The sequence below is a fragment of the Streptomyces sp. NPDC057002 genome (genome assembly GCF_042673825.1).
Taxonomy (GTDB): Bacteria; Actinomycetota; Actinomycetes; order Streptomycetales; family Streptomycetaceae; genus Streptomyces.
Window position 1 is genome coordinate 699,389 of record NZ_JBHURZ010000001.1, and the last position, 23,592, is coordinate 722,980.

15 protein-coding genes are annotated in these 23,592 nt (G+C 72.7%); 9 read left to right on the forward strand and 6 right to left on the reverse strand.

Translation table 11 applies throughout. The features are described from left to right. The first annotated feature begins 9 nt into the window (after positions 1-9). Both ACFT32_RS03105 and ACFT32_RS03110 read left to right on the forward strand, forming a co-directional pair. On the forward strand, positions 10-1,788 hold the full coding sequence (locus ACFT32_RS03105; protein WP_382485161.1) for an ABC transporter permease: 1,779 nt from the start codon (positions 10-12) through the stop codon (positions 1,786-1,788). Continuing rightward, entirely contained in the window at positions 1,781-2,887 is a 1,107-nt protein-coding gene (locus ACFT32_RS03110; protein WP_382485163.1) for an ABC transporter ATP-binding protein, read from the forward strand. The genes ACFT32_RS03105 and ACFT32_RS03110 overlap by 8 nt, the downstream gene beginning before the upstream one ends. A gap of 4 nt (positions 2,888-2,891) precedes the next feature. On the opposite strand, the gene ACFT32_RS03115 is transcribed toward ACFT32_RS03110, so the two are convergent. Continuing rightward, positions 2,892-3,554: an aspartate/glutamate racemase family protein gene (locus tag ACFT32_RS03115; protein ID WP_382485165.1), complete on the reverse strand. Its 663-nt coding sequence runs from the start codon at positions 3,552-3,554 to the stop codon at positions 2,892-2,894. A 108-nt stretch (positions 3,555-3,662) separates the two neighbouring features. Next, positions 3,663-4,379: a FadR/GntR family transcriptional regulator gene (locus ACFT32_RS03120; protein WP_382485167.1), complete on the reverse strand. Its 717-nt coding sequence runs from the start codon at positions 4,377-4,379 to the stop codon at positions 3,663-3,665. Between the two features lie 242 nt (positions 4,380-4,621). On the opposite strand from ACFT32_RS03120, the gene ACFT32_RS03125 reads away from it, so the two are divergent. Then, positions 4,622-6,436 carry an ABC transporter ATP-binding protein gene (locus ACFT32_RS03125; RefSeq protein WP_382485169.1) on the forward strand — a complete coding sequence of 605 codons (1,815 nt, stop codon included), beginning with the start codon at positions 4,622-4,624 and terminating at the stop codon, positions 6,434-6,436. A 68-nt stretch (positions 6,437-6,504) separates the two neighbouring features. On the opposite strand, the gene ACFT32_RS03130 is transcribed toward ACFT32_RS03125, so the two are convergent. Continuing rightward, positions 6,505-13,908 (reverse strand): SDR family NAD(P)-dependent oxidoreductase, encoded by a 7,404-nt coding sequence (locus ACFT32_RS03130; protein WP_382485171.1) that lies wholly within the window; start codon positions 13,906-13,908, stop codon positions 6,505-6,507. A gap of 180 nt (positions 13,909-14,088) precedes the next feature. On the opposite strand from ACFT32_RS03130, the gene ACFT32_RS03135 reads away from it, so the two are divergent. From ACFT32_RS03135 to ACFT32_RS03150, 4 genes are read left to right on the forward strand one after another with little or no spacing between them, the layout of a single operon-like run. Next, positions 14,089-15,093, forward strand: coding sequence for a 3-oxoacyl-ACP synthase III family protein (locus ACFT32_RS03135; RefSeq protein WP_382485173.1), 1,005 nt, complete (start codon positions 14,089-14,091; stop codon positions 15,091-15,093). Beyond that, positions 15,090-16,034 carry an alpha/beta fold hydrolase gene (locus ACFT32_RS03140; protein ID WP_382485175.1) on the forward strand — a complete coding sequence of 315 codons (945 nt, stop codon included), beginning with the start codon at positions 15,090-15,092 and terminating at the stop codon, positions 16,032-16,034. Before ACFT32_RS03135 ends, ACFT32_RS03140 begins: the two co-directional genes overlap by 4 nt. Then, entirely contained in the window at positions 16,031-17,632 is a 1,602-nt protein-coding gene (locus tag ACFT32_RS03145) for an AMP-binding protein (protein WP_382485177.1), read from the forward strand. Before ACFT32_RS03140 ends, ACFT32_RS03145 begins: the two co-directional genes overlap by 4 nt. After that, complete coding sequence (locus ACFT32_RS03150) at positions 17,629-18,609, forward strand: NAD-dependent epimerase/dehydratase family protein (RefSeq protein ID WP_382485180.1); 981 nt, start codon at positions 17,629-17,631, stop codon at positions 18,607-18,609. The genes ACFT32_RS03145 and ACFT32_RS03150 overlap by 4 nt, the downstream gene beginning before the upstream one ends. 22 nt (positions 18,610-18,631) lie before the next feature. Here ACFT32_RS03150 and ACFT32_RS03155 read toward each other — a convergent pair whose 3' ends face one another. Both ACFT32_RS03155 and ACFT32_RS03160 read right to left on the reverse strand, forming a co-directional pair. Next, a complete protein-coding gene (locus ACFT32_RS03155) occupies positions 18,632-19,531 on the reverse strand; it encodes an arginase family protein (RefSeq protein WP_382485182.1) in 900 nt (299 codons plus the stop codon). Beyond that, positions 19,528-20,424, reverse strand: a complete 897-nt coding sequence (locus ACFT32_RS03160) for a helix-turn-helix transcriptional regulator (protein WP_382485184.1) — start codon at positions 20,422-20,424, stop codon at positions 19,528-19,530. The genes ACFT32_RS03155 and ACFT32_RS03160 overlap by 4 nt, the downstream gene beginning before the upstream one ends. 199 nt (positions 20,425-20,623) lie before the next feature. Here ACFT32_RS03160 and ACFT32_RS03165 point away from each other — a divergent pair, with 199 nt between their 5' ends. Together ACFT32_RS03165 and ACFT32_RS03170 are read left to right on the forward strand one after the other, a co-directional pair. Next, complete coding sequence (locus ACFT32_RS03165; RefSeq protein WP_382485187.1) at positions 20,624-21,826, forward strand: Cmx/CmrA family chloramphenicol efflux MFS transporter; 1,203 nt, start codon at positions 20,624-20,626, stop codon at positions 21,824-21,826. 77 nt (positions 21,827-21,903) lie between these two features. Continuing rightward, positions 21,904-22,875, forward strand: a complete 972-nt coding sequence (locus tag ACFT32_RS03170) for a zinc-binding alcohol dehydrogenase family protein (protein WP_382485190.1) — start codon at positions 21,904-21,906, stop codon at positions 22,873-22,875. Positions 22,876-22,884: 9 nt separating this feature from the next. Here the strand turns inward: ACFT32_RS03170 and ACFT32_RS03175 are convergent, their stop codons facing one another. Further along, positions 22,885-23,592: a helix-turn-helix domain-containing protein gene (locus ACFT32_RS03175; protein ID WP_382485192.1), complete on the reverse strand. Its 708-nt coding sequence runs from the start codon at positions 23,590-23,592 to the stop codon at positions 22,885-22,887.

Sequence of the window (23,592 nt, forward strand, 5' to 3'; positions counted from 1 at the left end):
GGAGCCGCCATGGCCACCCAGATACCTACGGCGCCCGCCGAACCGCCCCGCACCCTGCGCGCGGGCGAGCTGGGCACACCCCATTACCGTCGCCTGTTCGGCGCCGGCCGCGAAGTCACCATCCACTGGCTGACGTTCCTCGTCACCGCCGCGCTCGTCCTCGCGCCGGTCGTCCCGATCCTCTACCAGTCGGTCCGCGACCAGCCGCTGTACGCGGCGGGCGGCGCCTTCACCCTGTCGAACTACGTACACCTCTTCACGGAGGCGGAGTTCGGCACGATCATCCTCAACACCCTGTACTTCGCGGCCCTGACGACCGTCTTCGCGCTGCTCATCGCCGTACCGATGGCGATCCTCCTGGAACGCACCCGGTTCCCGGCCGCCCGGCTCATCGGGCAGATACTGCGCTGGCCGATCTACATCTCCCCGCTGGTGCTGGGCTTCGGCTGGATCGTCGTCTACGGCCCGGCCGGCTTTCTGAGTACCACGCTGCGCGAGTCCATGGGCTGGGTGCCGTGGAACCTGTACTCCATGCCCGGCATGGCCTTCGTCGAGGCAGTGGCGCAGGTGCCGGTCGCCTATCTCTTCTGCGCCAACGCCCTGGCCGCGTCCGACACTTCGCTGGAGAACGCGGCCCGGACCGTCGGCGCCGGCCCGATGCGGATTCTGCGCTCGATCGTCGTCCCGATGCTGCGGCCCCCGGTGCTGTACGCCGGTCTTCTCATCTTCGGCACGGCGGTGGAGACGCTCTCCATCCCGCTGATCCTCGGTGAACCCGCGGGCGTCACCCTGTTCTCCAGCTTCCTGTACGAGCAGGGCATCGACGCCGTCAGCCCGGACTACGGTCTGCTGGGCGCCGCCTCCACCCTGATCCTGGTGTCCACGGTCGGACTGGTCGTCCTGCAGTCGCGGCTGCTGAAGCACGCCCAGCGGTTCGTGTCGGTGCGCGGCAAGGCCACCCGCTCCCATCTGCTCGACATCGGCGGCTGGAAGTGGGCCGGCTTCGCCTTCGTCGGCCTCTACATCCTCTTCGGTGTCCTGCTGCCGATGATCGCGCTGATCATGCGCGCCTTCACGTCCCTGCTCACCCCGCTGGTGAACCCGCTGGATCTGCTGACCCTGGACAACTTCCGGCTGATCTTCTCCTACGCCCCCTACACCGAGTCGATCGTCAACAGCGTCACGGTGGCCTTCGTCGGCGCGGTGGTGGTGACGCTGTTCGGCACGGTCGTGGTGCTGGTCGCGCGCCGCTCGGACTTCCGGCTCGCCCGACTCCTGGAGACGGCCGCGCAGTCGCCGCACGCCGTGCCCGGCCTGATCATCGGCATCGGCTTCTTCTGGGCCTTCGCCTGGATGCCCGGCGGGGACGCGATCCGCGGCACGATCCTCGCCCTGATCATCGCCTTCGGCGTCCGCGCGCTCCCCTCGGCCTATGGCGCCGTCTCACCGGCGACCATGCAACTGGGCGGTGAACTCGACAACGCCGCCCGGGTCGCGGGGGCCGACTGGTGGCGCACCGTGTCCCGGATCCTGGTCCGGCTTCTGCTGCCCGCGATGCTCGCCTCGTTCCTGCTCATCTGGGCCACGATGATCCGCGAGTACGCGCCCGCCATGTTCCTCGCCGGGTCCGAGGCGCAGGTCATCGGGACCACCGCCATCGACCTGTGGACCCAGGGCGAGACGGGCTCCGTCGCCGCCCTCGCCACGATCCAGATCGCCGTCACCGCCGTCGTCGCCGGCCTGGCCGGACTCCTGCTCAAGGGCGGGAAGGAGAACAACCATGCCTGAGCTGGTCGTCGAGAACCTCAAGAAGTCCTTCGCCGGCAACGCCGTGCTGGAGGACATCGGATTCACCGTCGCCGAGGGCGAGTTCTTCACCCTGCTCGGCCCTTCCGGCTGCGGCAAGTCCACGACCCTGTCCTGTGTCGCGGGCCTGGAGCACCCCGACTCCGGCACCATCCGCGTCGGCGACCGGGTCTTCTTCGACGGCGACCCGCGCACCACGGTGCCGCCGGAGGCCCGCAATCTGGGCCTGGTCTTCCAGTCGTACGCGCTGTGGCCGCACATGACCATCGCGGACAATCTCGCCCTGCCGCTGAAGCTGCGCAAGGTCACCAAGACCGAGCGGAAGCGCCTGATCGACGACGCCCTCGACAAGGTCGACATGCTCCATCTGCGCGACCGCTACCCGCATCAACTGTCGGGCGGCCAGCAGCAGCGCGTCGCGCTGGCCCGCGGCATCGTCTACGCGCCGGGCGTGCTGCTGCTCGACGAACCGCTGTCGAACCTGGACGCCAAGATGCGCGACCAGGCCCGCGTCTGGCTCAAGTCGCTCCAGCGCGAGGTCGGCATCACCACGGTCTACGTCACCCACGACCAGATCGAGGCCATGTCGCTGTCCGACCGCATCGCGGTCTTCATGGACGGCAGGCTGCAGCAGGTCGGCACCCCGACGGAGATCTACGAGACCCCGGCCACCCCGGAGGTCGCGGGCTTCATCGGCCGGTGCAATCTGCTGGCCGGCCGCGTCGACGAGGCTCCCTCCGACAGCGGGACCGTCCGGGTGGAACTGGGCACGACGGGGGAGCACTTGAGGGTCGTACGGACGGACGGTGTCCGTGCGGGCCAGAGCGCGACCGTCGGACTGCGCTCGGAGCGCATCACCCTCGCCGACCGTGCGGACGCGGCGGGCGACGGCGTCAATGTCCTGCGGGCGACGGTCAAGCAGTGCTCCTACACGGGGGCCCGCTTCGAGTACGAACTCGCCGTCGGGGACCTGGCCCTGCACGCGGAGAGCCCGGTCCGGCACGAGGGCCGGGAGATCAACCTGCTGATCCGGCCGGAGGACTGTCTGCTGTACCCGGGCCCGTCGTCTCCGGCGGGCTGAGGCGTCAAGGGGCGAGCAGTTCGTCGCGCAGGGCCAGTGCCGCGGCCCGGGCGCCGCTGAGGACGGGCACGCCGAGCCTGTTCTCCAGGGGCCCGGCCGCGGGGGTCAGGGAGTACTGGGCCAGCAGGACCGCGTCGGCGGGTGTGTCGCGCAGGGCGTGTGCGAGCAGGGCGGCGGCCTGCTCGGGCGAGTCCGCCTGGGCGGCCTCCGCGCACAGGGCCGTCGTGATCCGCGGCCCCGGTGCGCCGGACTCGGCCGCCAGTGCCCGGAGTTGCTCCACCGCCGCGGGGACGGCGGGCGCGGTGGAGGCGGCGACGACGAGCCGGCCGGGGTGCTGTGCGAGCGCCCGGCGGAACATGGCCTCGTCGGACTTGTGCACCGGCCTGTCCCACAGCCGGCGCGCGGTGTCGGCCACGCTGCCGTACGAGGAGCAGGTCAGCAGGACGCCCTCGGCGCCGCCCTGCACGGCATGCTCGATCAGCCGCAGCATGCGGCGGCGCAGCGGGCCGTCGAGGCCGCCGGCCGCGAGCGCGTCGTCCAGGAGCCGGTCGTCGAGCAGGTTCCAGAGAACCGCCTCCGGAAAGGCCTCGGCGAAGGCGTCGTTGGCGATCCGGGCGCCGGACGCCACGGCGTGGATCAGGGCGACGACGGGCCGCTTGTCGGCCAAGGAGACCTCCCGGGTTCCGGGCACGGCGCAGGGCCGGGCCACGCTCCCTCGACCCTAATGAGGGGCGGCGAACCGGTCAACCGGTTGCTGAATCCACGCTCTCGGGTGTCAGCCCGTCCCCTGCTCGAGTGCTGCGAGCAGCCGCTGGGTCGCCCCCTCCATGTGACGGGCCATCGCCTCCCGTGCCCCCTGCGCGTCACGCCGCTCGATGGCCTCGAGGATCGGCGTGTGATCGTCGTAGGCGACCTGACGGCTGCGGGTCGACACGGTGCGTTCGATCCAGCCGCGCTGGATCATGGCCCGCAGCCCTTTGAGCATGTCCCGCAGTACGACGTTCCCGCACTCGTCGGCCACGGTGGCGTGGAAGGCCACGTCGGCGTCCGGGAAGTCCGCGTCGGCGCAGGTGCGCATCGTCTCCAGCCGGGCGCGCAGCAGGGCGACGCCCTCGTCGTCGATGGCCTCGGCGGCCAGCCCGGCGACCAGGACCTCCAGTTCGGCGCGGGCCCGCAGCAGGTCCTTGGAGCCGCGCTCCCCCAGCACCAGACCGAGCTCGAAGAGGCGGTAGAGCACGTCCGAGTCGGGGCCGCGGAAGTAGGTGCCGCTGCTCTGGCGGATCTCCAGCAGGCCGAGGAAGCCGAGTGACTTGATGGCCTCGCGGACGGTGGGACGGTTGACGCCCAGCATCTCGGTCAGCTGCCGTTCGGACGGGATCCGCTCTCCCGGGGCGACCTCGCCGGACATGAGATAGTCGATCAGCCGGCGGGAGACCTCGGAGGCGAGCGGCTCCCGCGGTTCCATCTTGATCCGGGACAGTTCGGCGGTCATGGCATCGCTCTCTCCTGTGGGCGTACCCGTGGGCGTCCCCGTGGGCGTCGCCTCACTCTAGTCCGGCACTGATCAACCGGTATACCGGTCGCACCGGTCCCGATCCGCCCGCCGCACCCCTTGGCGCTCCCCCGCGCACCACCGCCCGGCCGGAAAAGGCTTGGACGCCGCGGGCGCCGTCGCGGGACACTGCCGGACTCGACCGAAATCCACACATTCGTCGCGGCGAACACAGGGGTGGGATGGAAACGCCTGATTCTCGCAGGGTTCAGCCGGGCAAGCGCTCGGTCTTACTCGCACTTCGCTACTACGGACGGGAGTTGGCCCGGCTGCGCCGGCTGACGGTGCCCGCGATGCTGCTCATGGCGCTGGGCAACATCGGAATCAACTACGTGGCGCCGCTGATCGTCGCCAAGCTCGTCGGCGAGCTCGCCGGTGACGAGGACGTCACGGTCGGCTCGGCGCTGCCGTACGTCCTCGGCTTCGCCGGTGTCCTGCTGCTCGCGGAGGCACTGTGGCGCGTCGCCCTGCACTGCCTCTTCCGCCTCGAGAGCCTCGGCATCGAGCATCTGTACGTGATCGGGATGGACGAGCTGTTCGCCAAGGACGCCGCGTTCTTCCACGACAACTTCGCCGGTTCGCTGACCAAGCGGGTCCTGAGCTTCGCCTCGCGTTTCGAGCAGTTCGTGGACACGGTGACGTTCCAGGTCGTGGGAAGCTTCGTGCCGCTGGCGTTCGGCGCGGTGGTGCTGTGGAGCTACGAACCGCTGCTCGTCGTCGGTCTGCTGGTGACGATCGCGCTGACGGCGGTGCTGGTCGTGCCGCTCATCCGGCGCCGCCAGCGGATCGTCGACCAGCGTGAGGAGGCGATCGCCCGGGTGTCGGGCCATGTCGCCGACAGCCTGATGAACATGGACACCGTGCGGGCGTTCGCCGCGGAGGAGAGCGAGGCGGCCGAGCACCGCTCCCGGGTCGCGGTCTCGCGCCGGCTCACCGTGCGGTCGTGGGACTACGGCAACCTGCGCATCGACACGCTGGTCGCGCCGATGTCCGTGCTCACCAACGCGATGGGCCTGCTGCTCGCGGTCACGCTCGCCGGGGGCGCGCACGGAGTGGAGGCGATCGTGGTGGCCTTCGCGTACTACGGCAACGCGACCCGGATCATGTTCGAGTTCAACCAGATCTACCGCCGGCTGGAGAGCTCGATGACGGAGGCCGCGCAGTTCACCGAGCTGCTGCTGACGCCGCCGACCGTGCTCGACCCGCCGACGCCGGAGCCGCTGCGGTCCAGGGCGGCCGACGTCCGCTTCGAGAAGGTGACTTTCGCACACCGTGGCGGCCGACCATTGTTCGACGGGCTGGACCTGGCCGTGCCGAGCGGGGCGAAGCTCGGTCTGGTCGGCCGGTCCGGCGGCGGCAAGACCTCGCTCACCCGGCTGCTGTTGCGGATGACCGACATCGACGCGGGCCGCATCCTGATCGGCGGTCAGGACATCAGCCGGCTGCGCCAGGCCGATCTGCGCAGCCGGATCGCCTATGTGCCGCAGGACCCGGCGATGTTCCACCGCACCCTGCGGGACAACATCGCGTTCGCCCGGCCGGATGCCACCGACGCCGAGATCCGCCGGGCGGCGGAGGCGGCCCATGTCACCGAGTTCGCCGACGCCCTGCCCGACGGATTCGACACGATGGTGGGCGAGCGCGGCATCAAGCTGTCCGGCGGGCAGCGCCAGCGGGTCGCCCTCGCCCGGGCGATCCTGCGTGACGCGCCGATCCTGCTGCTCGACGAGGCGACCAGCGCGCTGGACTCCGAGAGCGAGCTGCTCGTCCAGGAGGCGCTGTGGCGGCTCATGGACGGGCGGACGGCGCTCGTGGTGGCACACCGGCTGAGCACGGTCGCCACCATGGACCAGCTCGTCGTGCTCGACCGGGGCCGGATCGTCGAGCAGGGCACCCACCAGGAGTTGCTCGCGGTCGACGGGGCCTACGCGAAGCTGTGGCAGCACCAGTCGGGCGGCTTCCTGGACGACGACCCCGGGCAGGCCGAAGTGGCGTGAAGGCGAGCGGCGCGGCGGCCGTTTCCGCTTGAGGAGACGGTCGCCGCGGCGCCGTTGCGGGGTCGCCGCTACTCGAGATCCAGTCTGCTGTGCACCAGCTGCGCGAAGTGGGTCAGGGTGCGGTCGCTGCTCATCAGCTCCGTGGCCGCGAGGCGGATGTCGAAGTGCTCGCCGGCGCGGACCAGGAACTCGGTGCTCAACAGCGAGTCGAGGCCGAATTCGGTCACGGGCCGCGCGGGGTCCAGCTCCTCGGGGTCGCTGTGCAGAACGGCGGCGAGCAGCCGGACCAGGGTCCGGGTGATCGCGGCCCGGGCTTCGTCGGGGGTGAGGGCGGCCAGTTCGCGCAGCAGCTCCGCGCGGCCTTCCGGGCCGGGTCCGGCGTCGGCCGGCACGAGGCCGGTGAAACGGGCGGCGGCCAGGGTGGACAGCAGGCGACGGGCTCGGGCCCAGCGGTAGCGGCCGATGCCTGCCGCGTCGGTGCCCCGCCGGAGCAGGCCGCCTGCGGTCACAAGGGCCTCGGCGACGGTGAGGGGCTGGAAGCCCCGGTCGGCCATGACGTCGCCGATGGCGTTGCGGGCGACGTACCCGGTCTCGCCGATGGGGCCGAGGGCGAGGGCGGTGGCGGGGCGCCCGCGGGCGTGGCGGGCGCGGGCCTGTGCCTCGAGGTAGGCGTTGCCGGCCGCGTAGGGGGCCTGGCCGATGTTGCCGACGGTGGTGGCGATCGAGGAGTAGGTGAGGAACAGGTCCAGGTCGTGGTCCGCGGTGAGGCGGTGCAGTCGGGCGGCGCCGTCCGCCTTGGGGGCGAGGACGGCGGTGAACCGGTCGTCGGTGAGGTCGGCCAGGGGCGCGTCGTCTAGGTGCATCGCGGCGTGTACGACACCGCGCAGCCGGTGCCCGGTGGCGTCGATCGCCTCGATGACCCGGTGCAGAGCCGCCTCGTCGGTGACGTCGGCGGCGTAGGCGGTGGCGCCTGCGCCGCGCTGGGCCAGGTCGTCCAGGAGCGCCGGGGCCTCGGGGGCTGCCTGGCCGCGACGGGAGACCAGGGCCAGGTGCCGGGCGCCGTGGTCGGCCAGCCAGCGTGCGGTGGCCGCGCCGAAACCGCTCAGCCCGCCGGTCACCAGGTAGGTGCCGTCGGAGTCCAGGGCCGGGAGGTGGGGTGCGGGCTGGACGGGGACGGGTTCGTCCAGCGGGTTCTCCTCCGCCTGGATGGAGACGACCACCTTGCCGATGTGCCGGGAGTGCTGAAGGACCTGGAAGGCCTCCTCCACCCGGGCGGCCGGGTAGACGGCGTGCGGCAGCGGCCGGTACACGCCCCGCTCGATGAGGGACAGGACATCGGCCACGAGGCGGGAGCCACGGGCGCGGTCCTGCACCACGTGGTCGAGATTGAAGCCGATGAACGTCAGGCTGCGGTCGAAGGGACGCAACGACAGTGTGTTGTTGACGAAGATGTCCCGCTTCCCCAGTTCGACGAAGCGGCCGCTCGGGCGCAGCAGGTCGAGCCCGTGGGCGATCGCCTCGCCACTGAGGGAGTTGACCACGATGTCGACGCCCTGGCCTTCGGTGAGTTCGCGGACGCGCGGCACGAAGTCCAGGCCGCGTGAGTCCACCACGTGCCAGGCGCCGAGACTGCGCAACAGGCTTCGTTTGGTGTCCGTACCGGCGGTGGCGATGACGCGGGCGCCCCGGGCGTGGGCGCACTGCAACACGGCCAGTCCCACGGCACCCGCGCCCCCGTGCACGAGAACCGTCTCACCGGGAGCCACACGTGCCAGGTCGACCAGGGCGTGGTGGACCGTCAGGAACGCGACGGGGAAGGTCGCCGCCTCGGCGTAGCTCATGCTGTCGGGGATTTTGATCAGGCAGTAGTCGTAGGTGACGCCGTGGGAGGCGAGGGCTGCGGGAATGGCACCGCAGACCCGGTCGCCGACCACGAGGTCACTCACTCCGGGGCCGACGGCGCGGACGATGCCGGCACCGTCGGTGCCCAGTCCGCGGCCGAGTGGGCTGTCCTCCACGGCCTCGGGGGGCAGCAGGCCGTTGGCGCGCATGGGGTCGCGGTAGTTCAGCGCGACCGCGCGCATCTCCACGACGACTTCTCCGGGGCCGGGCTGCGGGACGGCTGTCTCGCGCCAGACCAGGCGCCGGGCCGGGCCGGGGTCTCGGGCATCGAGGATGAAGGGCACGCCGGTGGGGACGGCGGATGGCTCGTCGGCCGGGTGCTCGACGTGCAGGGGGGTGAAGCGGCCGGCCGGTGTGAGGACGACTTCGTCCTCGACCGCGCCTTCGCTCTCGTCCGGAGTGCGGCCCCCGATGAGCAGCTCTGCGGCCAGTCGGCGGGCGTCGGCTGCCGGGTCCGGCGTGCGGTCGAGGGAGACGCGCCGCAGTCCGAGGTCGGGCTGTTCGTTGGCCAGGCTGCGGGCCGCACCCCAGATGGCCGCGTCCTCGGGGTGCGCCGGGCGTTCCGGGGCGGGGAACAAGCCGGTGGGGCGCGTCACCAACCACACTTGTGCGGCCCTGCCTTCGGGCAGGGTCCTGCAGGCGGCGGCCAGGGTGCGCAGGACTGCCGCGCGGTGGGTCGTCCGGGCGACGAGCCGCTCCGGGTCGGGCGCGGCCAGGAGCAGGACGATGCGTGGCGCGGCCTCGGTGGGCAGCGCCGCGGTCCACGCGGCGGGGTCGGTGGCGGCGGGCAGAAGGGTCGCCGAACCCAGCAGTGCGGCCAGTTCTCGCGCGGCCGGGGTCTCGGTGTCGTTCTCCGTGGCGACGACCCAGGCCTCGCCGGGCAGTGGCGCGGGAAGGGCGGGCGTGTCCGCTGCCCCTCGGGACGCGTGCGCCGCCTCCCGGGGCGCGGCGGCCACCACAACCGAGTGGTCCATGGGCCCCGTCTGCCAAGGGCTGGTGAAGCCGCACCGCTCCAGCAGTGGCGTCCAGGCGTCGCGGGGCAGCAGCCGGGTGGTGGGGCGCAGGGCCCGGTCACCGCGTTTCCACAGGGCCTCCACGCCGCCCAGCAGCAGAGTGTCGAGCCGATCATGGTGCCGCTCGGTGACGAGCAGGTGGCCACCCGGGGCGAGGAGCGAGCGCAGGTGTCCCAGCGCGGCGGTCAGGTCGGCGGTGGCGTGCAGGGCGTCGCCGGCCAGGATCAGGTCGAAGCCGCCCGTGGGGAAGCCCTGGACGGCCGGGTCGGCGTCCGGGTCGAAGGTGCGGTGGTCGATGAAGCGGCAGGCGGCGAAGCGGTGCCGGGCGCGGGCGAAGGAGGCGTTGGCCGGGGCCGTACAGGTGTAGCGCGTACGGTCGGCCGGCAGCAGCGGCAGCACGGCGGCGGTCAGGGCAGTGCTGGTCGCGCCCACCTCCAGGACGCGCAGCGGACGGTCGGCGGGCCAGTCGTGGACGATCCGGTCGAGCAGCGCCTGCACCACGCGATGGGTGAAGCGGTGCGCGGGCGCGGTCTCCTGCCACTGTTCGAGGAAGCTCTCGCCGACGGGCAACAGGTCGTGCGGGTCGACGGTGCCGCGGAGCACTGCGGGCAGCTGCCGCAGCTGACTGTTGATCAGCAGCGCTGCCGGGCCGAAGCGGGGGTGGTCCTGTGTCAGGCTCCGCAGGGCCTCCTCGGGGCACACGGTGACGTCCGTCAGCCGCCATGCCTCCCCGTCGGCCTCGGCCAGTCGCTGCTCGACCAGCAGAGGCAGCATCAGTCGCACCAACCTGCGGTGTCGGGGCACGAGGCCCTGGCCGACCAGGTCGGGCATGGTGAAGGGCTCGCCCGGGTGGGACAGCAGACCGCGCAGGGCCGCTGCCCAGCACTGCGCACCGGCCCGTTCGGCGGCGGCCGTGAAGGGTGCGTGGCCGCTGTCCTCCAGTTCGGTGCGGGCGGCGGCGATGCGCGCGCGGGCCGCGTCGGCCAGCTCGGCCGGAGCGGGCAGCGGGGACGCCGGGGCGGGCATCGAGGGATACGGGGCCGCGCGCAGGATCGTGCGCTGGACGGTCAACGGAGCGTGGTCGGTGAGACGGGCGCGCCGGGTGCGGCACTTCTCGATCTCGGCGGTGACGGTGCCGTCGAGGTCCGCGTAGGTGATGTCCCAGCAGATCTCGTTGGCGCTGCGGCTGCGGCGCCGCAGATGGACGACGCCCTCCCGCGCGGGGGTGCGCCACACCCGTACCGCTCCGAAGGAGGACGGCAGGTAGCCGGCGGCTTCCCGGGTCGGCTGCTCGGCCAGGGCGACGGTGGCCTGCAACGGTCCGTCCAGCAGAACGGGGTGCACCGTGTAGGCGTCGGCCGGGTGGTCGAGCCGGTACCACGCGAGCAGTTCGCCGTCTCCGACCTCCAGGCTCCGCAGGAGCTGGAACGCGGGACCGCACTCCAGGCCCACGCGGTGGCACTGCTCGTAGTGGTCCGGACCGGTGACGGTGCGGGAGCAGCGCGCCTTGACCTCGGCGATGTCCAGCGGAGCCGGGGCGGTGCTCAGCCGGGTGCGTACCTGGGCACGGACGACCGGCTGGACCTCGGCGCCACGGGTGTCCCGCGTGCTGATGGTCAGCATGCCGTCGGACGGGGTCACCGCGGTCTGCAGCGCGGCGCCCGCCGGGTCCGGCCAGTCGAGGGCGAGCGGGCGGGAGATGTCCAGGTGCCTCACCTCCACCGGGCGGGCCAGCGCCCGCGTTCCGGCTGTCACAGCCATCTCCACGTACGCCGCCGCGGGCAGCAGGACGCCGCCGCCGATCCGGTGGTCACCCAGCCAGGGCACGAGCTGGGGCTCGACGGTGCCGTGCCACAGGGGGTGGGGTGCGGGCAGGCGTTCGCCGAGCAGGGGGTGCTCCAGGACTCCGGTGCCGCTGGTGTGCAGGACGAGGTCCTGCGGGGTGCCGTGCCAGTGCCGGTCGCGCTGCCAGGGGTAGGCGGGCAGGTCGGCGACCCGGCCGGGGTGCGGGAAGTGCGCCTGCCAGTCCGCCTCGGCACCGGCCGCGAGCAGGGCGGCGACCGCGGCCGTGGTCTCGCGCGGCCCGTCCCCGTCCCGGTGCAGGGTCGGCACGTACGCCAGAGCCGTACGCCGCAGGTAGGGGCGCAGGACCGGGTGCGGGCCGACCTCCACGACGATGCCGATCCCCTCGTCCGCGAGCCGGGCCATGCCTTCGGCGAAGCGGACCGGCTCGCGTACGTTGCGCCACCAGTACGCCGCGTCGAGCTCTCGTCCCGTCAGTGGAGCCGCCGTGACGGTGGAGATGAACGGCACGCGTGCCTCGGCGGGAGTCAGACCGGCGAGGCCCGAGCACAGTGGTTCCTCGATGGGGTCCATGGCGCGGCTGTGGAAGGCGTAGTCCAGATCCAGCACGCGGAAGAAGACGTCGCGGGCCGTCAGTTCGACGCGGAGCGCGGCCAGCGCGTCGGGGTCGCCGGCGATCGTGACGTCACGATCGCTGTTGATCCCGGCGATCTCCAACGCACCGCCGAAGCACGCCAGTTCCTCGCGGGCGGCGCTCTCGGACAGGCCGACGGCGGCCATCCGGCCGCGGCCCGCCGTGGCGGCCTGGGTGCGGCTCCGCAGGCTGATCACCAGAGCGGCCTGCTCCAGTGTCAGCGCCCCGGCCGCGTGGGCGGCGGCCACCTCGCCGACGCTGTGTCCGGCGACGGCACGCGGGCGCAGGCCCTGGGACGCCAGCACCGCGGTCAGGCCCACCTGCACGGCGAACAGCACCGGCTGGGCGATCTCCGTGCGCGCCCAGCGTGCCGCGGTGGGGCGTTCCAGTTCCTTGGTCACGGACCAGCCCAGGTAAGGGGCCAGCGCGCCGTCGGCCTCCTCGACGGCGGCTCGGAAGACGGTGTCACCGGCCATCAGGTCGGCGGCCATGCCCGGCCATTGGGAGGCGTTGCCCGAGTAGACGAACGCCACGGCACCCCGCTCGGCCCTGCGGGTCACCGCCCCGTGGGACGGCGCGCCGGTGTACAGGCTCTCCAGGCGGTCGGCCGCCTGCCGGGGATCACCGGCCAGCACGGCGGCACGGTGCGGGTGGGCACTGCGCCGGAGCGTGCTGGTGCGGGCCAGGTCGTAGAACTCCTCCGGTGCCGCTTCGCGCAGCCGCTCGGCCATCCGCGTGCTCAACTGCTGGAGCGCCTTGGGCGACCGCGCGGAGACCACCACCGGCACCGGCCTGTCCGTCGGCGCTGCTCCGGACGCCACCGGCGGTGGTGGTACGACGATGGCGTGGGCGTTGGCACCGCCGAACCCGAAGGAGTTCACCCCCACCGCTGCCCGTTCCGAGCGGGGCAACTCCACGGGCGTCACGGTGGGTGCGAGGCCGAGCGCGGCGAAGTCGATGGCCGGGTTGAGCGGGAGGGCGTGCAAGGACGCGGGTGCGGTCCGGTGGCGGAGCACCAGGATCGCCTTGAGCAGACCGGCCATGCCCGCCGCGGGCTCCAGGTGGCCCAGGTTGGATTTCACCGACCCGATGGGCAGCGGGCCGTTACCGCGGGGCGCGCCGAGGGCCTGGCCGATGGCCCGGGCCTCCGCGGGGTCGCCCACCGGCGTGCCGGTGCCGTGCGCCTCGAAGTAGACGAGGTCGTCCGGGACGATCCCGGCCTCCTGGCAGACAGCGCGCAGCAGCGCCTCCTGAGCCTGTGAACTGGGCAGTGTCATACCGGTTGTACGGCCGTCGGAGTTGCTGCCGGTGCCGGCGAGGACGGCGTGGATGCGGTCGCCGTCTGCCACCGCGTCGGCCAGCCGCTTCAGCACCAGTACCGCGCCGCCCTCGGCCCGCACGAAGCCGTCGGCGTCGGCGGAGAAGGCCGCGCACCGACCCTGCCGCGACAGCATGCCCGCGTAGGAGAAACCCGCGTAGGAGTACGGATTCATGAGCACGTTGACGCCGCCTGCCAGGGCCACGCGGCTGGTGCCCTCCCGCAGGGTGCGGCAGGCGCGGTCCAGCGCCACCAGCGACGAGGAGCACGCCGTGTCGACCGCCATGCTGGGGCCGCGCAGGTCGAAGGCGTACGACAGACGGTTCGCCGCGATGGACAGGGTGGCGCCGGGCATGCTGTGCGGGCTGGTGTGGTCCTCCAGCATCGTCAGGAAGGTGCCGTAGGCCGGATCGGAGACGCCCACGTAGACGCAGGTGTCGGAGCCGGCGAGCGCCTCGGCCGGGACGGCCGCGTCGTCGAGCGCCTCGGCGGCCATCTCCAGCAGCAGCCGCTGCTGCGGATCGAGATGCTCCGCCTCCTTGGGCGAGATGCCGAAGTACGCGGCGTCGAAGGACGCGATGTCGTCGAGGAAGCCCCCGGCGGCGGTGTAGCTACGGCCGGGGCGCACGGCCCCCGGATCGACGAACCGGCCCTTGGGGAATCGGTCCGCCGGCATCTCCCCGATCAGGTCGCGCCCGTCCCGCAGGGCTGTCCACAGCCCGTCCAGGTCGGTGATGCCGCCCGGCAGCCGGCAGCCGACTCCCACCACCGCAACCGACCGGTCGTCCCGTCCCACACCCATGACCCGCCCCCTGGTCCCCTGTTTGTCCGGTTCGAGCGGGGTGACACTGCCCTGATGGCCCGGTGACCAAGGCCTGTTTCACCCGTTGGCGTGGTCTCGTCCGGCAAACGAGTGAACTCGGGGTCACGGTGCGTGACCGGCCGTTACGGTGGCGCGGTGCTCGATGCCCCGCGTGCCCGCTTGACAGCGACTGCCGTCCATCTGCCGTCCCGCTACCGGACCATGGAGGAGATCCGGGCCCGGATCGCCGCCGCCGGAAGTCCTTACGTACCGCCTCCCGGCCTGCTCGAGGACATCACCGGCGTGCGGGGTGTCCACGCGTCCGAGGAGGGAGAGTGCGCCTCGGACCTCGCGGCCTCGGCCGCCCGCAAGGCGCTCGCGGACGCCGGCACGACCATCGGCGAGGTCGACCTGCTGCTGTTCGCCGCCACCAGCCAGGACATGCTCGAACCGTCCACCTCACACCTGGTGGCCGCCAAACTGGGCGCCACCTGCCCGGTGTTCGACGTGACGAACGCCTGCAACAGCGTCCTCAACGCGATGGAGGTGGCCGGGGCGTTCATCGCCACCCGCCGCTACCGCACGGTGCTCATCGCCTGCGGCGAGGTCGGATCCATGGTCACACGCTGGCACGTCCCCGACCACGAGGCCCTGTTGCGGGCCATGCCCGGCTACACCGTCTCCGACGCCGGCGCCGCCATGCTGCTCACCGCCGGGCCCGCCGGGGACAGCGACCCCGGTGTGCTCATGCTCCGGTTCGCCGCGGACTCCAGCGCCTGGAACGCCTGCACCGTGCTGGGCGGCGGCTCCATGCACCCCCGAGCCTTCGACGACGAGCACCTGACCATCCGGCTGAACGGCGACCTGCTGCGCACGACCGCGGTCGAGGGCCTGCAGTTCCTCCAGCGGGCAGCGGAACGGGAGTTGGAGGCGATCCGCTCCAGCGCCTTCATCGCCTTCCACCAGATCGGCATGCCTCAGTACCAGGAGATGGTCGACAAACTCCCCCTGCCCGCCGACCGGTGCATGCCCGCCGTGGCCGAGCACGGCAACTGCGCGGCGGCCTCCCTGCCCCTGCAACTGGTCAAGGCGCGGGAGGCCGACCGCATCGAACCGGGCGACACCGTGGCGATGCTCGGCCTGGCCAGCGGCATGAGTTTCGGCCTGGCGCTGGTCCGCTGGTGAGCGCCGGGAACGGGCGCCCGGCCGCCGCCTCGCATTCGTCCGTCCTCCAGCAATTGCTCCCCGGCTACCCCGCTCGCGAGCACTGGCGGCTCGTGCCGTCGACGGGGCAGCACTATCTCGACGTCGGCACGGGCGAACCGCTGCTGTTCCTGCACGGTAATCCGACCTGGAGTTACGCCTGGCGCAAGCTGCTGCCCACCCTGGTCCCGCACACCCGGTGCCTGGCCCCTGACCTGCCCGGCCTCGGCCTGTCGCAGCCCATGGAGCTGCCGTCCGACCCCACGGCCCGCTACCTGAGTCAACTGGACCATCTGGACGCCCTCTACCTCCATCTGGTCCGTACCCAGGGCGTCCCACCGAAGGGCTGGACGTTCGTCGTGCACGACTGGGGCGGCCCGCTCGGCGTCTCCTGGCTCCTGCGCAACCCGGGCGTCGTCTGCCGCCTGGTGGTCCTCAACACCATCGCCTTCCACTGGCCCGAGGGCTACCGGCTGCCGTTCTACCTGCGCTGGATCCGGGACCACCGGCCGGTGGCCGCCGCGGTCCACGCGACCAACGCCTTCGCCCGGGCCACGGTCCGCCTCGGCGTCACGCACCGGCTCAGCCCCGCCGAGCGGCGCGCCTACCTGCTGCCCCACGCCCGCCGGGACAACCGCCGGGCGATCGTGGACTTCGTCCGCGCCATCCCCCGGGACCCCGGGGACGCGGCTTGGCGGCTGCTCACCCCCTCGGACGGGGCCGACGGCCTCGGGCGGCTGCCGATGTTCATCGGCTGGGGCATGCGCGATCCGGTCTTCACACCGCCGGTCCTCGAGGAGTGGACCCGCCGCCACCCGCACGCCGTCGTCCACCGCTTCCCGCGCGCCGGCCATCTGGTGATGGACGACGCCGGAGACGAACTCGGCGTCCACATCCGCGACTTCCTGCGAGGACAGCGATGACCGCCGCATCCGACAGCATCGTCACCCGACTGACCCGGCTGGCAGAGCGGCCGCGAGCCACCGTGCTGGTCCGCTGTACCGGTGCCCTGTCCGCGCAGGAGGTGACGGCGGCCCGGCTGCTGGACGGCTGCGGCCGCACCGCCGAAGCTCTCAGGGCGGCCGGAGTGCGACGCGGCGACAAGGCGGTGATCATGACGCGGGACGTCTGCCAACTCGTGGCGGCCGTGTACGCCTTGACCGCGCTCGGGGCCGTTCCCGTCCTGATCGAGCCGCGGGCCGAGGTGCGGCGCTGCCTGGACGAGATCGCCCCCGGCGTCTTCATCGGGGAACCGATGGCACACGTGGCGCGCCGGGCCCTGGGCTGGGGCCGCGACCATGTCCGTACGGCTCTGGTCACCGGCCGCGTCTTCCCCGGCCGGGGTCAACTCCTGGGCCAGAGCCTGCCCTTGGCGATGCCGGACGGCAGCGGCCCCGCTCCGCTGGTCCCGGAGCCCCGGCCACAGGACCTGGCGATGATCGCCTTCACCTCCGGCTCCACCGGCCGCCCCAAGGGCGTCGAGTACCGCCACAGCACCCTGGCCGGGCAACTCGGCGCCCTGGACGCGGTGCTCCGCCCCGAGAGCGGCGACGTCCTGCTCTCCTGCTTCCTGCCGTTCGCCGCGCTGGGCCCGCTCCTCGGCCTGACGACAGTCGCCCCGCAGGTCGACCACCTGGCCCCGGCCCGCACCCCCGCGGGACATCTCGTGGGGCCCCTGCTGCGCCACCGGGCGACCCTCGTCCTCGGTTCACCGGCGATCCTCGGCCTGATCGCCGGGCACTGCGCCCGCCACGGCCTGACACTGCCGTCGGTCCGCCGCGTGCTGTCCTTCGGCGCTCCCCTGCGCCCGCGGCTCGCCGAGGGCCTGGCGAAGGCCCTGCCGGCCGAGGCGGAGATCCTCAGCGTCTACGGCGCCACCGAGTGCCTGCCCGTCGCCGCGATCGACGCCGACGGTCTGCGCTCGCTGCGTATCGAGCCGCCTCCGGGCCACGCGGGCACCTGTTTGGGCCGGCCGCTGCCCGGCATCAGCGCGCGCATCCTGGACGCGGACACCACGGGGCTGGGAGAGATCGCCGTCGCGGGGCCCGTCGTCAGCCCGGCCTACCACGCACGGCCCGACGCCACTGCCGCCGCCAGGACGGTCGCCGGCGGCACACTGTGGCACCGCACGGGCGACCTGGGACGCCTCGACGACGAAGGGCGCCTGTGGTACCTCGGCCGCAAGGCCCACCTCGTCACCGGCGATGGTTTCACCCTCACCACGGAGGACATCGAGGCCACGGCCGACACCGCCGCCGGTGTCCGCCGCACCGCCGTGGTCGGCGTCGGCCCCGCCGGCCGCCAGCGGGCGGTGCTCTGTGTCGAGCCCGAGCGCGGCGTACGCGAGGAAGCGGTCCTGGACGCGTTGCGCGCCGCCCTCGGCGACCACCGGCACGGCCGCCACATCGGCACCGTGCTGTTCCGCCCTCGGTTCCCGACCGACATCCGCCACAACTCCAAGATCGACCGTGTCCGGTTGGCCGCCCAAGCCTCCAAGTGCGCCAGGGGAGGCGTCCGTTGAGGGTCCTGGTCACGGGCGGGAGCGGGTTCCTGGGGCAGGAGATCTGCCGCCGGCTTGTCGCCCGCGGCACGGCGGTGTCCTCCCTGGGCCGCCGTCCGAGCCTCGCCCTGGAGGGTCTCGGCGTCCGGCACCACCAAGGAGACCTCGCCGATCCGGCCGCCGTCTCCCGCGCGCTCGCGGACTGCGACGCCGTCATCCACAACGCCGCCCTCGCCGGCGTCAGCGGCCCGCTCGCGCCGTACTGGCGGACCAATGTCCTCGGCACCCGCAACGTCATCGACCAGTGCCGCGCCCACGGGATCGGCGCCCTCGTCCACACCTCGACGGCCAGCGTCGTCTTCCGGCCCGGCGGTCTCCAGAACGCCGACGAGCACTGTCCCTACCCCCGTCGGCATCTGGCCGCCTACCCACGCACCAAGGCACACGCGGAAGCCCTCGTCCTGGCCGCCGACAGCCCCGGCCTGGCCACCGTCTCCCTGCGCCCCCACATCATCTGGGGCCCCGGCGACCCGCACTTCGCCCCGGCACTGGCACGTGCCGTGCGCGCGGGCCGACTGGTGATGCCCGGCGACGGCACGAACCTCGTCGACACGACCCACCTGCACACCGCGGCCCACGCCCACCTGCTCGCTCTGGACCGGCTCCGGGAAGGCCGCCCCATCGGGGGCCGCGCCTACTTCATCACCCAGGACGAGCCCCGTCCCCTGCGCGACATCACCGCCCGCTTCCTGCGCGCGGCGGGACTCCGAGCCACCTGGAGCACTGTCCCGCGCCCGCTGGCCCACGCCGCCGCTGCCACCAGCGACACCGTCCTGCGGCTCACCGGTCTGCCCCGGACGCACGCACTCAGCCGCTTCCTCGTCGCCGAGCTCGTGCACCCTCACTGGTTCAGCGTCGAAGCCGCCCGCCGTGACCTGGAGTTCGAGCCGCCGATCACCTTCGACGCGGGCATCGCGGCGCTGTCGGTATCCGTGTGACAGGGCGGCCGCACGCGAGGGCTCACCTGCCTCGCAGCAGGGGAAAGCCGTTCAGGATCCGCTGGAGGTGCATGACCTGCCGCGGAATGAACTCGGCGACCGTGAGGCCGACGACGTCCGCGGCCCGGTCGATGTCGGCGACGACGCGTCGTACCTCACCGCCGGTGAGACCACCGGGTACGAAGCCGAGTCCGAGTCCGATCTCGTCGCTGTCGACGGTGTCGACGTCGAAGTGGACGGCTACGCGTGAGCAGCCGGTGGCCGCGAGCCAGTCGAGGACGGGCTGGGTGGAGGCACGCAGTTCGTCCGGGCCGAACGACCGGATGCCCCAATCGGCGACGTTGGGGAAGTCGTCGTCGGTCCACTCGTGCAGGCCCACGAGCGCGACACGGTCCGGGGAGACGGTGGCCGGCAGCAGCTTCAGGACGTCGGGGTCGCCGTGGCCGGTGAGGGCGGCGACGGCCATGGCGTGGTAGCCGTGGTAGTCGCTGTCCGGCGTGCCGATGTCGGGGTGCGAGTCGATCCAGATGACGGCCAGGTCGTCGCCGTAGCGGCGGGCGAGTTCGGCGAACGGGGCGACGCTGACGGAGCACTCGCCGCCGAGGGTCGTGATGCGTGCCGGGTCGTGGTCGCCGATGACGCGCAGCGCGCTCTCGAGCTGTCCGACGACGGCCGACTTGGCCTCGACCCCGTCGCGTTCCGCGAGGCCGTCGTCGGTCAGGGTGACCGGGACGGTCGCGGTGGGGCCGTCGTGCGGGGGCAGGACGGCTTCGAGGACCGCGGTGCCGACCGCATAGCCTCGGCGTGCGGTGTCGAGCGGGAACTCGGGGGCGAGTTCCCCTACGACGGCGGCACCGGCGCCCTGCCACTGGGGCCAGACGAGACGCAGGTGAGTGTCAGCGAGGGTGGTGGCGTGGGTCATGAGTCTCCCATCCGGGGTGCGGGTGCGGTGCCGTCGCTGCGCTGGGCCTCGGGGGCGCTCCAACTGGCGAGGAGGGCGAGGGTCTGGGCGGAGGCGGAGCCCGGTTCGGCGGTGTAGACGCACACGGTCTGGCCCGGGTCGGCGGGGAAGGCCAGCGTCTCGTGGTGCAGGGTGAACTCGCCGACCACGGGGTGCTGGAAGTGCTGTGTCCCGTAGACGCACTGGGCCACTCGGTGGCTGTCCCACCAGGAACTGAACTCGGGCACCTTGACGACGGCTTCGCCGATCAGTTCGTTGAGCAGGGAGTCGTCGGGGTGGCGTCCGGCCTCCAGGCGCAGATCGGCCACGACGATCTCCGCGACCTCGTCCCAGTTGAGGTACAGCTCGCGGGCGGCGGGGTCGAGGAGGACGTAGCGGGCGAAGTTGCGTTCCCGGTACGGCAGCTCGTCCCAGTCCGTGATCAGGGCGCGGGCCAGTTGGTTGGAGGCCAGCACGTCCTGGCGGTGGTTGGCGACGAAGGCCGGTGAGACGCCGTTGAAGAGGTCCAGCATCTGATGGACCTCGGGGCGCACGCGCTGCACGCGCTCCGGACGGCGGCGCCGGGCGCGGGTGGTGGAGGGCCGGGCGAGGTCGAAGAGGTGGCCGCGTTCGTCGTCGTCCAGGCGCAGGGCACGGGCGACGGCGTCCAGCACGGCCTCGGAGACGTTGGGGTGGCGGCCCTGTTCGAGGCGGGTGTAGTAGTCCGTGCTGACACCGGCCAGGTGTGCGACCTCCTCGCGGCGCAGCCCGGGAACCCTGCGGACTCCGCCGCCCGGGGGCAGGCCCGCGTCACCCGGGCTCAGACGTGCCCGGCGGCTGCGGAGGAAGTCTCCCAGTTCGGCGTTCTGCTCCATCCCTCCAGTATTCGCCCCGCGCGGGCCGCTCGCCCCGTCCAGGGTGGCCCAGCTGGACCCAGGCTCGGCTGGGCCAGCTTCGCGGGCTGCCCGGACCTGCCGCGGGGTGAGCCTGGAAGGACACGCCGGTCCTGAAGGAGCGGGCACACCCCGCTCGCCTCGGCAATGTCCTCATGGTCCTTATGGAGTACGCACCACCATGCCTTTCATCGTCTACATCCTCGGGTTCGGCACCTTCGCGCAGGGCACCTCGGAGTTCATGCTCGCCGGGCTGCTGCCCTCCGTCGCCGGCGATCTGGACGTGTCACTGTCCGAGGCGGGGCTGCTGGTCTCGGCGTTCGCCGTCGGCATGATCGTCGGAGCGCCGGTGCTGGCGCTGGCCACGCTCAAGCTGCCCCGGCGTGCCGCTCTGGCCGGGTTCCAGACGGCGTTCATCGCGGGGCACGTGGCCGCCGCGCTCGTGACGGACTTCGCGTTCCAGCTGGTCATGCGCGCGGTCACGGGCATGGCGTACGCCGGGTTCTGGGCGCTGGCCTCGGTCACGGCTGTCTCCCTCGTCCCCGCCGACCGGCGCGGCAGGGCGATGTCCGTGGTCGTGTCGGGGCTGAGCCTGTCCATGATCATCGGTGTCCCGGCCGGCACGCTGCTGGCCCAGCACGCCAGTTGGCAGGCGGCGTTCTGGGCGGTGGCCGTGCTGACCGCGCTGTCCGCGAGCGCGCTGCTGCTCGGCCTGCCCGGCGGACGCGACACCGGGACACCGCCGCTGAGGCCGCGTACCGAACTGCGCTCCCTGGCCGTGCCCCGGCTGTGGGTCGCCTACGCCACCACCGCGCTGACCGTCTCCGCGACCATCGCGATCTTCTCCTACCTAGGAGCCTTCCTTCAGGAGGTCACAGGGCTCTCCGGGGGACTCGTGCCGGTGGTGCTCGGGCTGTACGGGGTGGGTGCGCTGGCCGGCCTGACCGTGGGCGGTCGCCGGGCCGACCGGGCGCCGTTCGGGGTGCTGCTGACCGGCATGGGCACCGTCGCGGTCGTGGCCGCGGCCATCGCGCTGAGCGCGGACACGGCCTCGGCGGTGATCCCGCTCGCCGTTCTGCTCGCCGCCGGTGGCTTCGTCACCAACCCGGCGGTGAACGCGCGGGTGTTCGGGATTCTGGGCGAGACCAGGACGCTGGGCGGCGCGGTGAACATCGCCGCGTTCAACGTCGGCATCGCCGTCGCTCCCTGGGTGTCCGGCCTGGTCATCGACGCGGGTCCCGGCCTCGCGGGCATCGGCTGGGTCGGCGCTGCCTTCGCCCTGGCGGCGGTCGCGAGCACGCTGCTGGACCGGCTCCTCACCCGCCGTGACCGGCGTGCGGCGCCCCGCCCCGATGCCGTCGGATGCACTGCCGCCTCCCGCTGAGCCGGCCGCGACGGGCGGCGCAACGGCACCGGTTCATCAGCGGACAACCCTCAAAGACAACCCCTAGGAGGTTCACCATGAAGGCGATCGTGACGCGACGGTTCGGAAACCCGCCGGAGATGGGAGTGGAGGAACGGCCCGAGCCGGTTCCCCGCGCGGGGTTCACGCTCGTCAGGATGCGTGCCGCGACGATCAACCAGCTCTCCCACACGATCCGCACGGGCGACTTCGGCTTCCCGACGTCGCCTCTCGTCCTGGGCAACGAGGGTGCGGGCGTCGTCGAGGAAAGCGACCGTTTCACCCCGGGCACCCGGGTGGCCGTCTACGGCCACTCCGACCTCGGCGTGACCGTGGACGGCCTCTTCCAGGAGTGGGCACTGGTCAGGGACGACCGGCTGCTTCAGCTGCCCGACACCCTCGACTGGGCGGAGGGATCGGCCCTGACGGTCAACTACCTGACCGCCTATCTGGCCCTCACGAAGGCCGCGAAGGTCCACAGCGGGCAGATCGCCCTGGTGTCCGGGGCCACCGGCTCACTGGGGCACGCCGTGATGCAGACGGCCAGGGCACTCGGGGCGCGGCCCGTCGCCCTGGTCTCGTCCGCGCACAAGGCGCGCCGGGCCGCCGAGGCCGGAGCGACGGCGGTCATCGACTCCTCCTCGCGGACTACCGACGAGGCCATCGCCGAACTCACCGACGGCCAGGGCGTCGACATCGCCCTGGACCCGGTCGGCGGACCACGCCTCGGCGAACTGATCCGTGCCGTCCGCCGGCACGGCACGGTCGTCTCTCTCGGCTTCACCGGCGGCAGGCAGGCCGCGGTCGACATCATGGACCTCCTCGCCGGCGAACGCGTCGTCACCGGCTACGGCGTGCACGGCGACTCCGACGAGGAGATCGCCAAGGGCCTGAACGACATCGGCCGCCTGGCCGCCGAGGGCCTGCTGCGACCCGTCATCGACAGCAGGTACGCCCTCGACGACTTCGAGGCCGGCTACACCCGTCTCGCGTCCCGGGAAGCCGTGGGGTCCCTCGCCCTGGAGCTCTGACGTCCCGGGTCAGCGAGGGGAGCGCCGGCCCGCCGGAGCCCGGGCCGTCAGGGCCTCCAGGAGGAGGTCCACCGCCTGTTCGAAGGAGCCGTCCGCCATTCCGGGCAGCTCGGTGCGGACCGCGGTGAGGGACGGGTAGGTCTCGGGGTCCAGGTCCTGGTAGACGTCCCGCCATGCCCGGTGGTCGGCGTCTCGCTGGTGTCGCGGGAGGGCGTGGAACGCGGCCTCCGTGGCGGCGTGGCTGAGGACGGTGTCGATGAAGGCCAGATAGAGCCGGGCGGCGTCGACGGGTGCGAAGCCCGCGTTCAGCAGGAGGCCGATGCCCGTGTCCACGGCGTGGATCTCGTTCCGGCGCCGGGTCACCCGGTGTGCGGCCATGGCCGCCGCCCGGGGATGGGCGAGGTACCCCGCACGGACCCTCGTCGCCATCTCGCGCAGCGAGGCAACCCAGTCCTCTCCGGGGACGAAGCCGGCCATGGCGTCGCCGATGATCCGGTCGGCGATGGCGAGCACCAGGTCGTCGGTGCCTTGGAAGTAGCGGTACAGAGCGGTCGGGTCGCAGCCCAGTGCCGCGCCGAGCCGGCGCACGCTCAGCGCCTCGGGGCCGTGCTCCCCGATCAGGCGCAGGGCGGTCTCGACGATCAGGTGCTCCGACAGCACGACACCGGAACGGGTGGGCCGGCGGCGCCGGCGCTCCTGCGGGACGCGGGTGGTCAT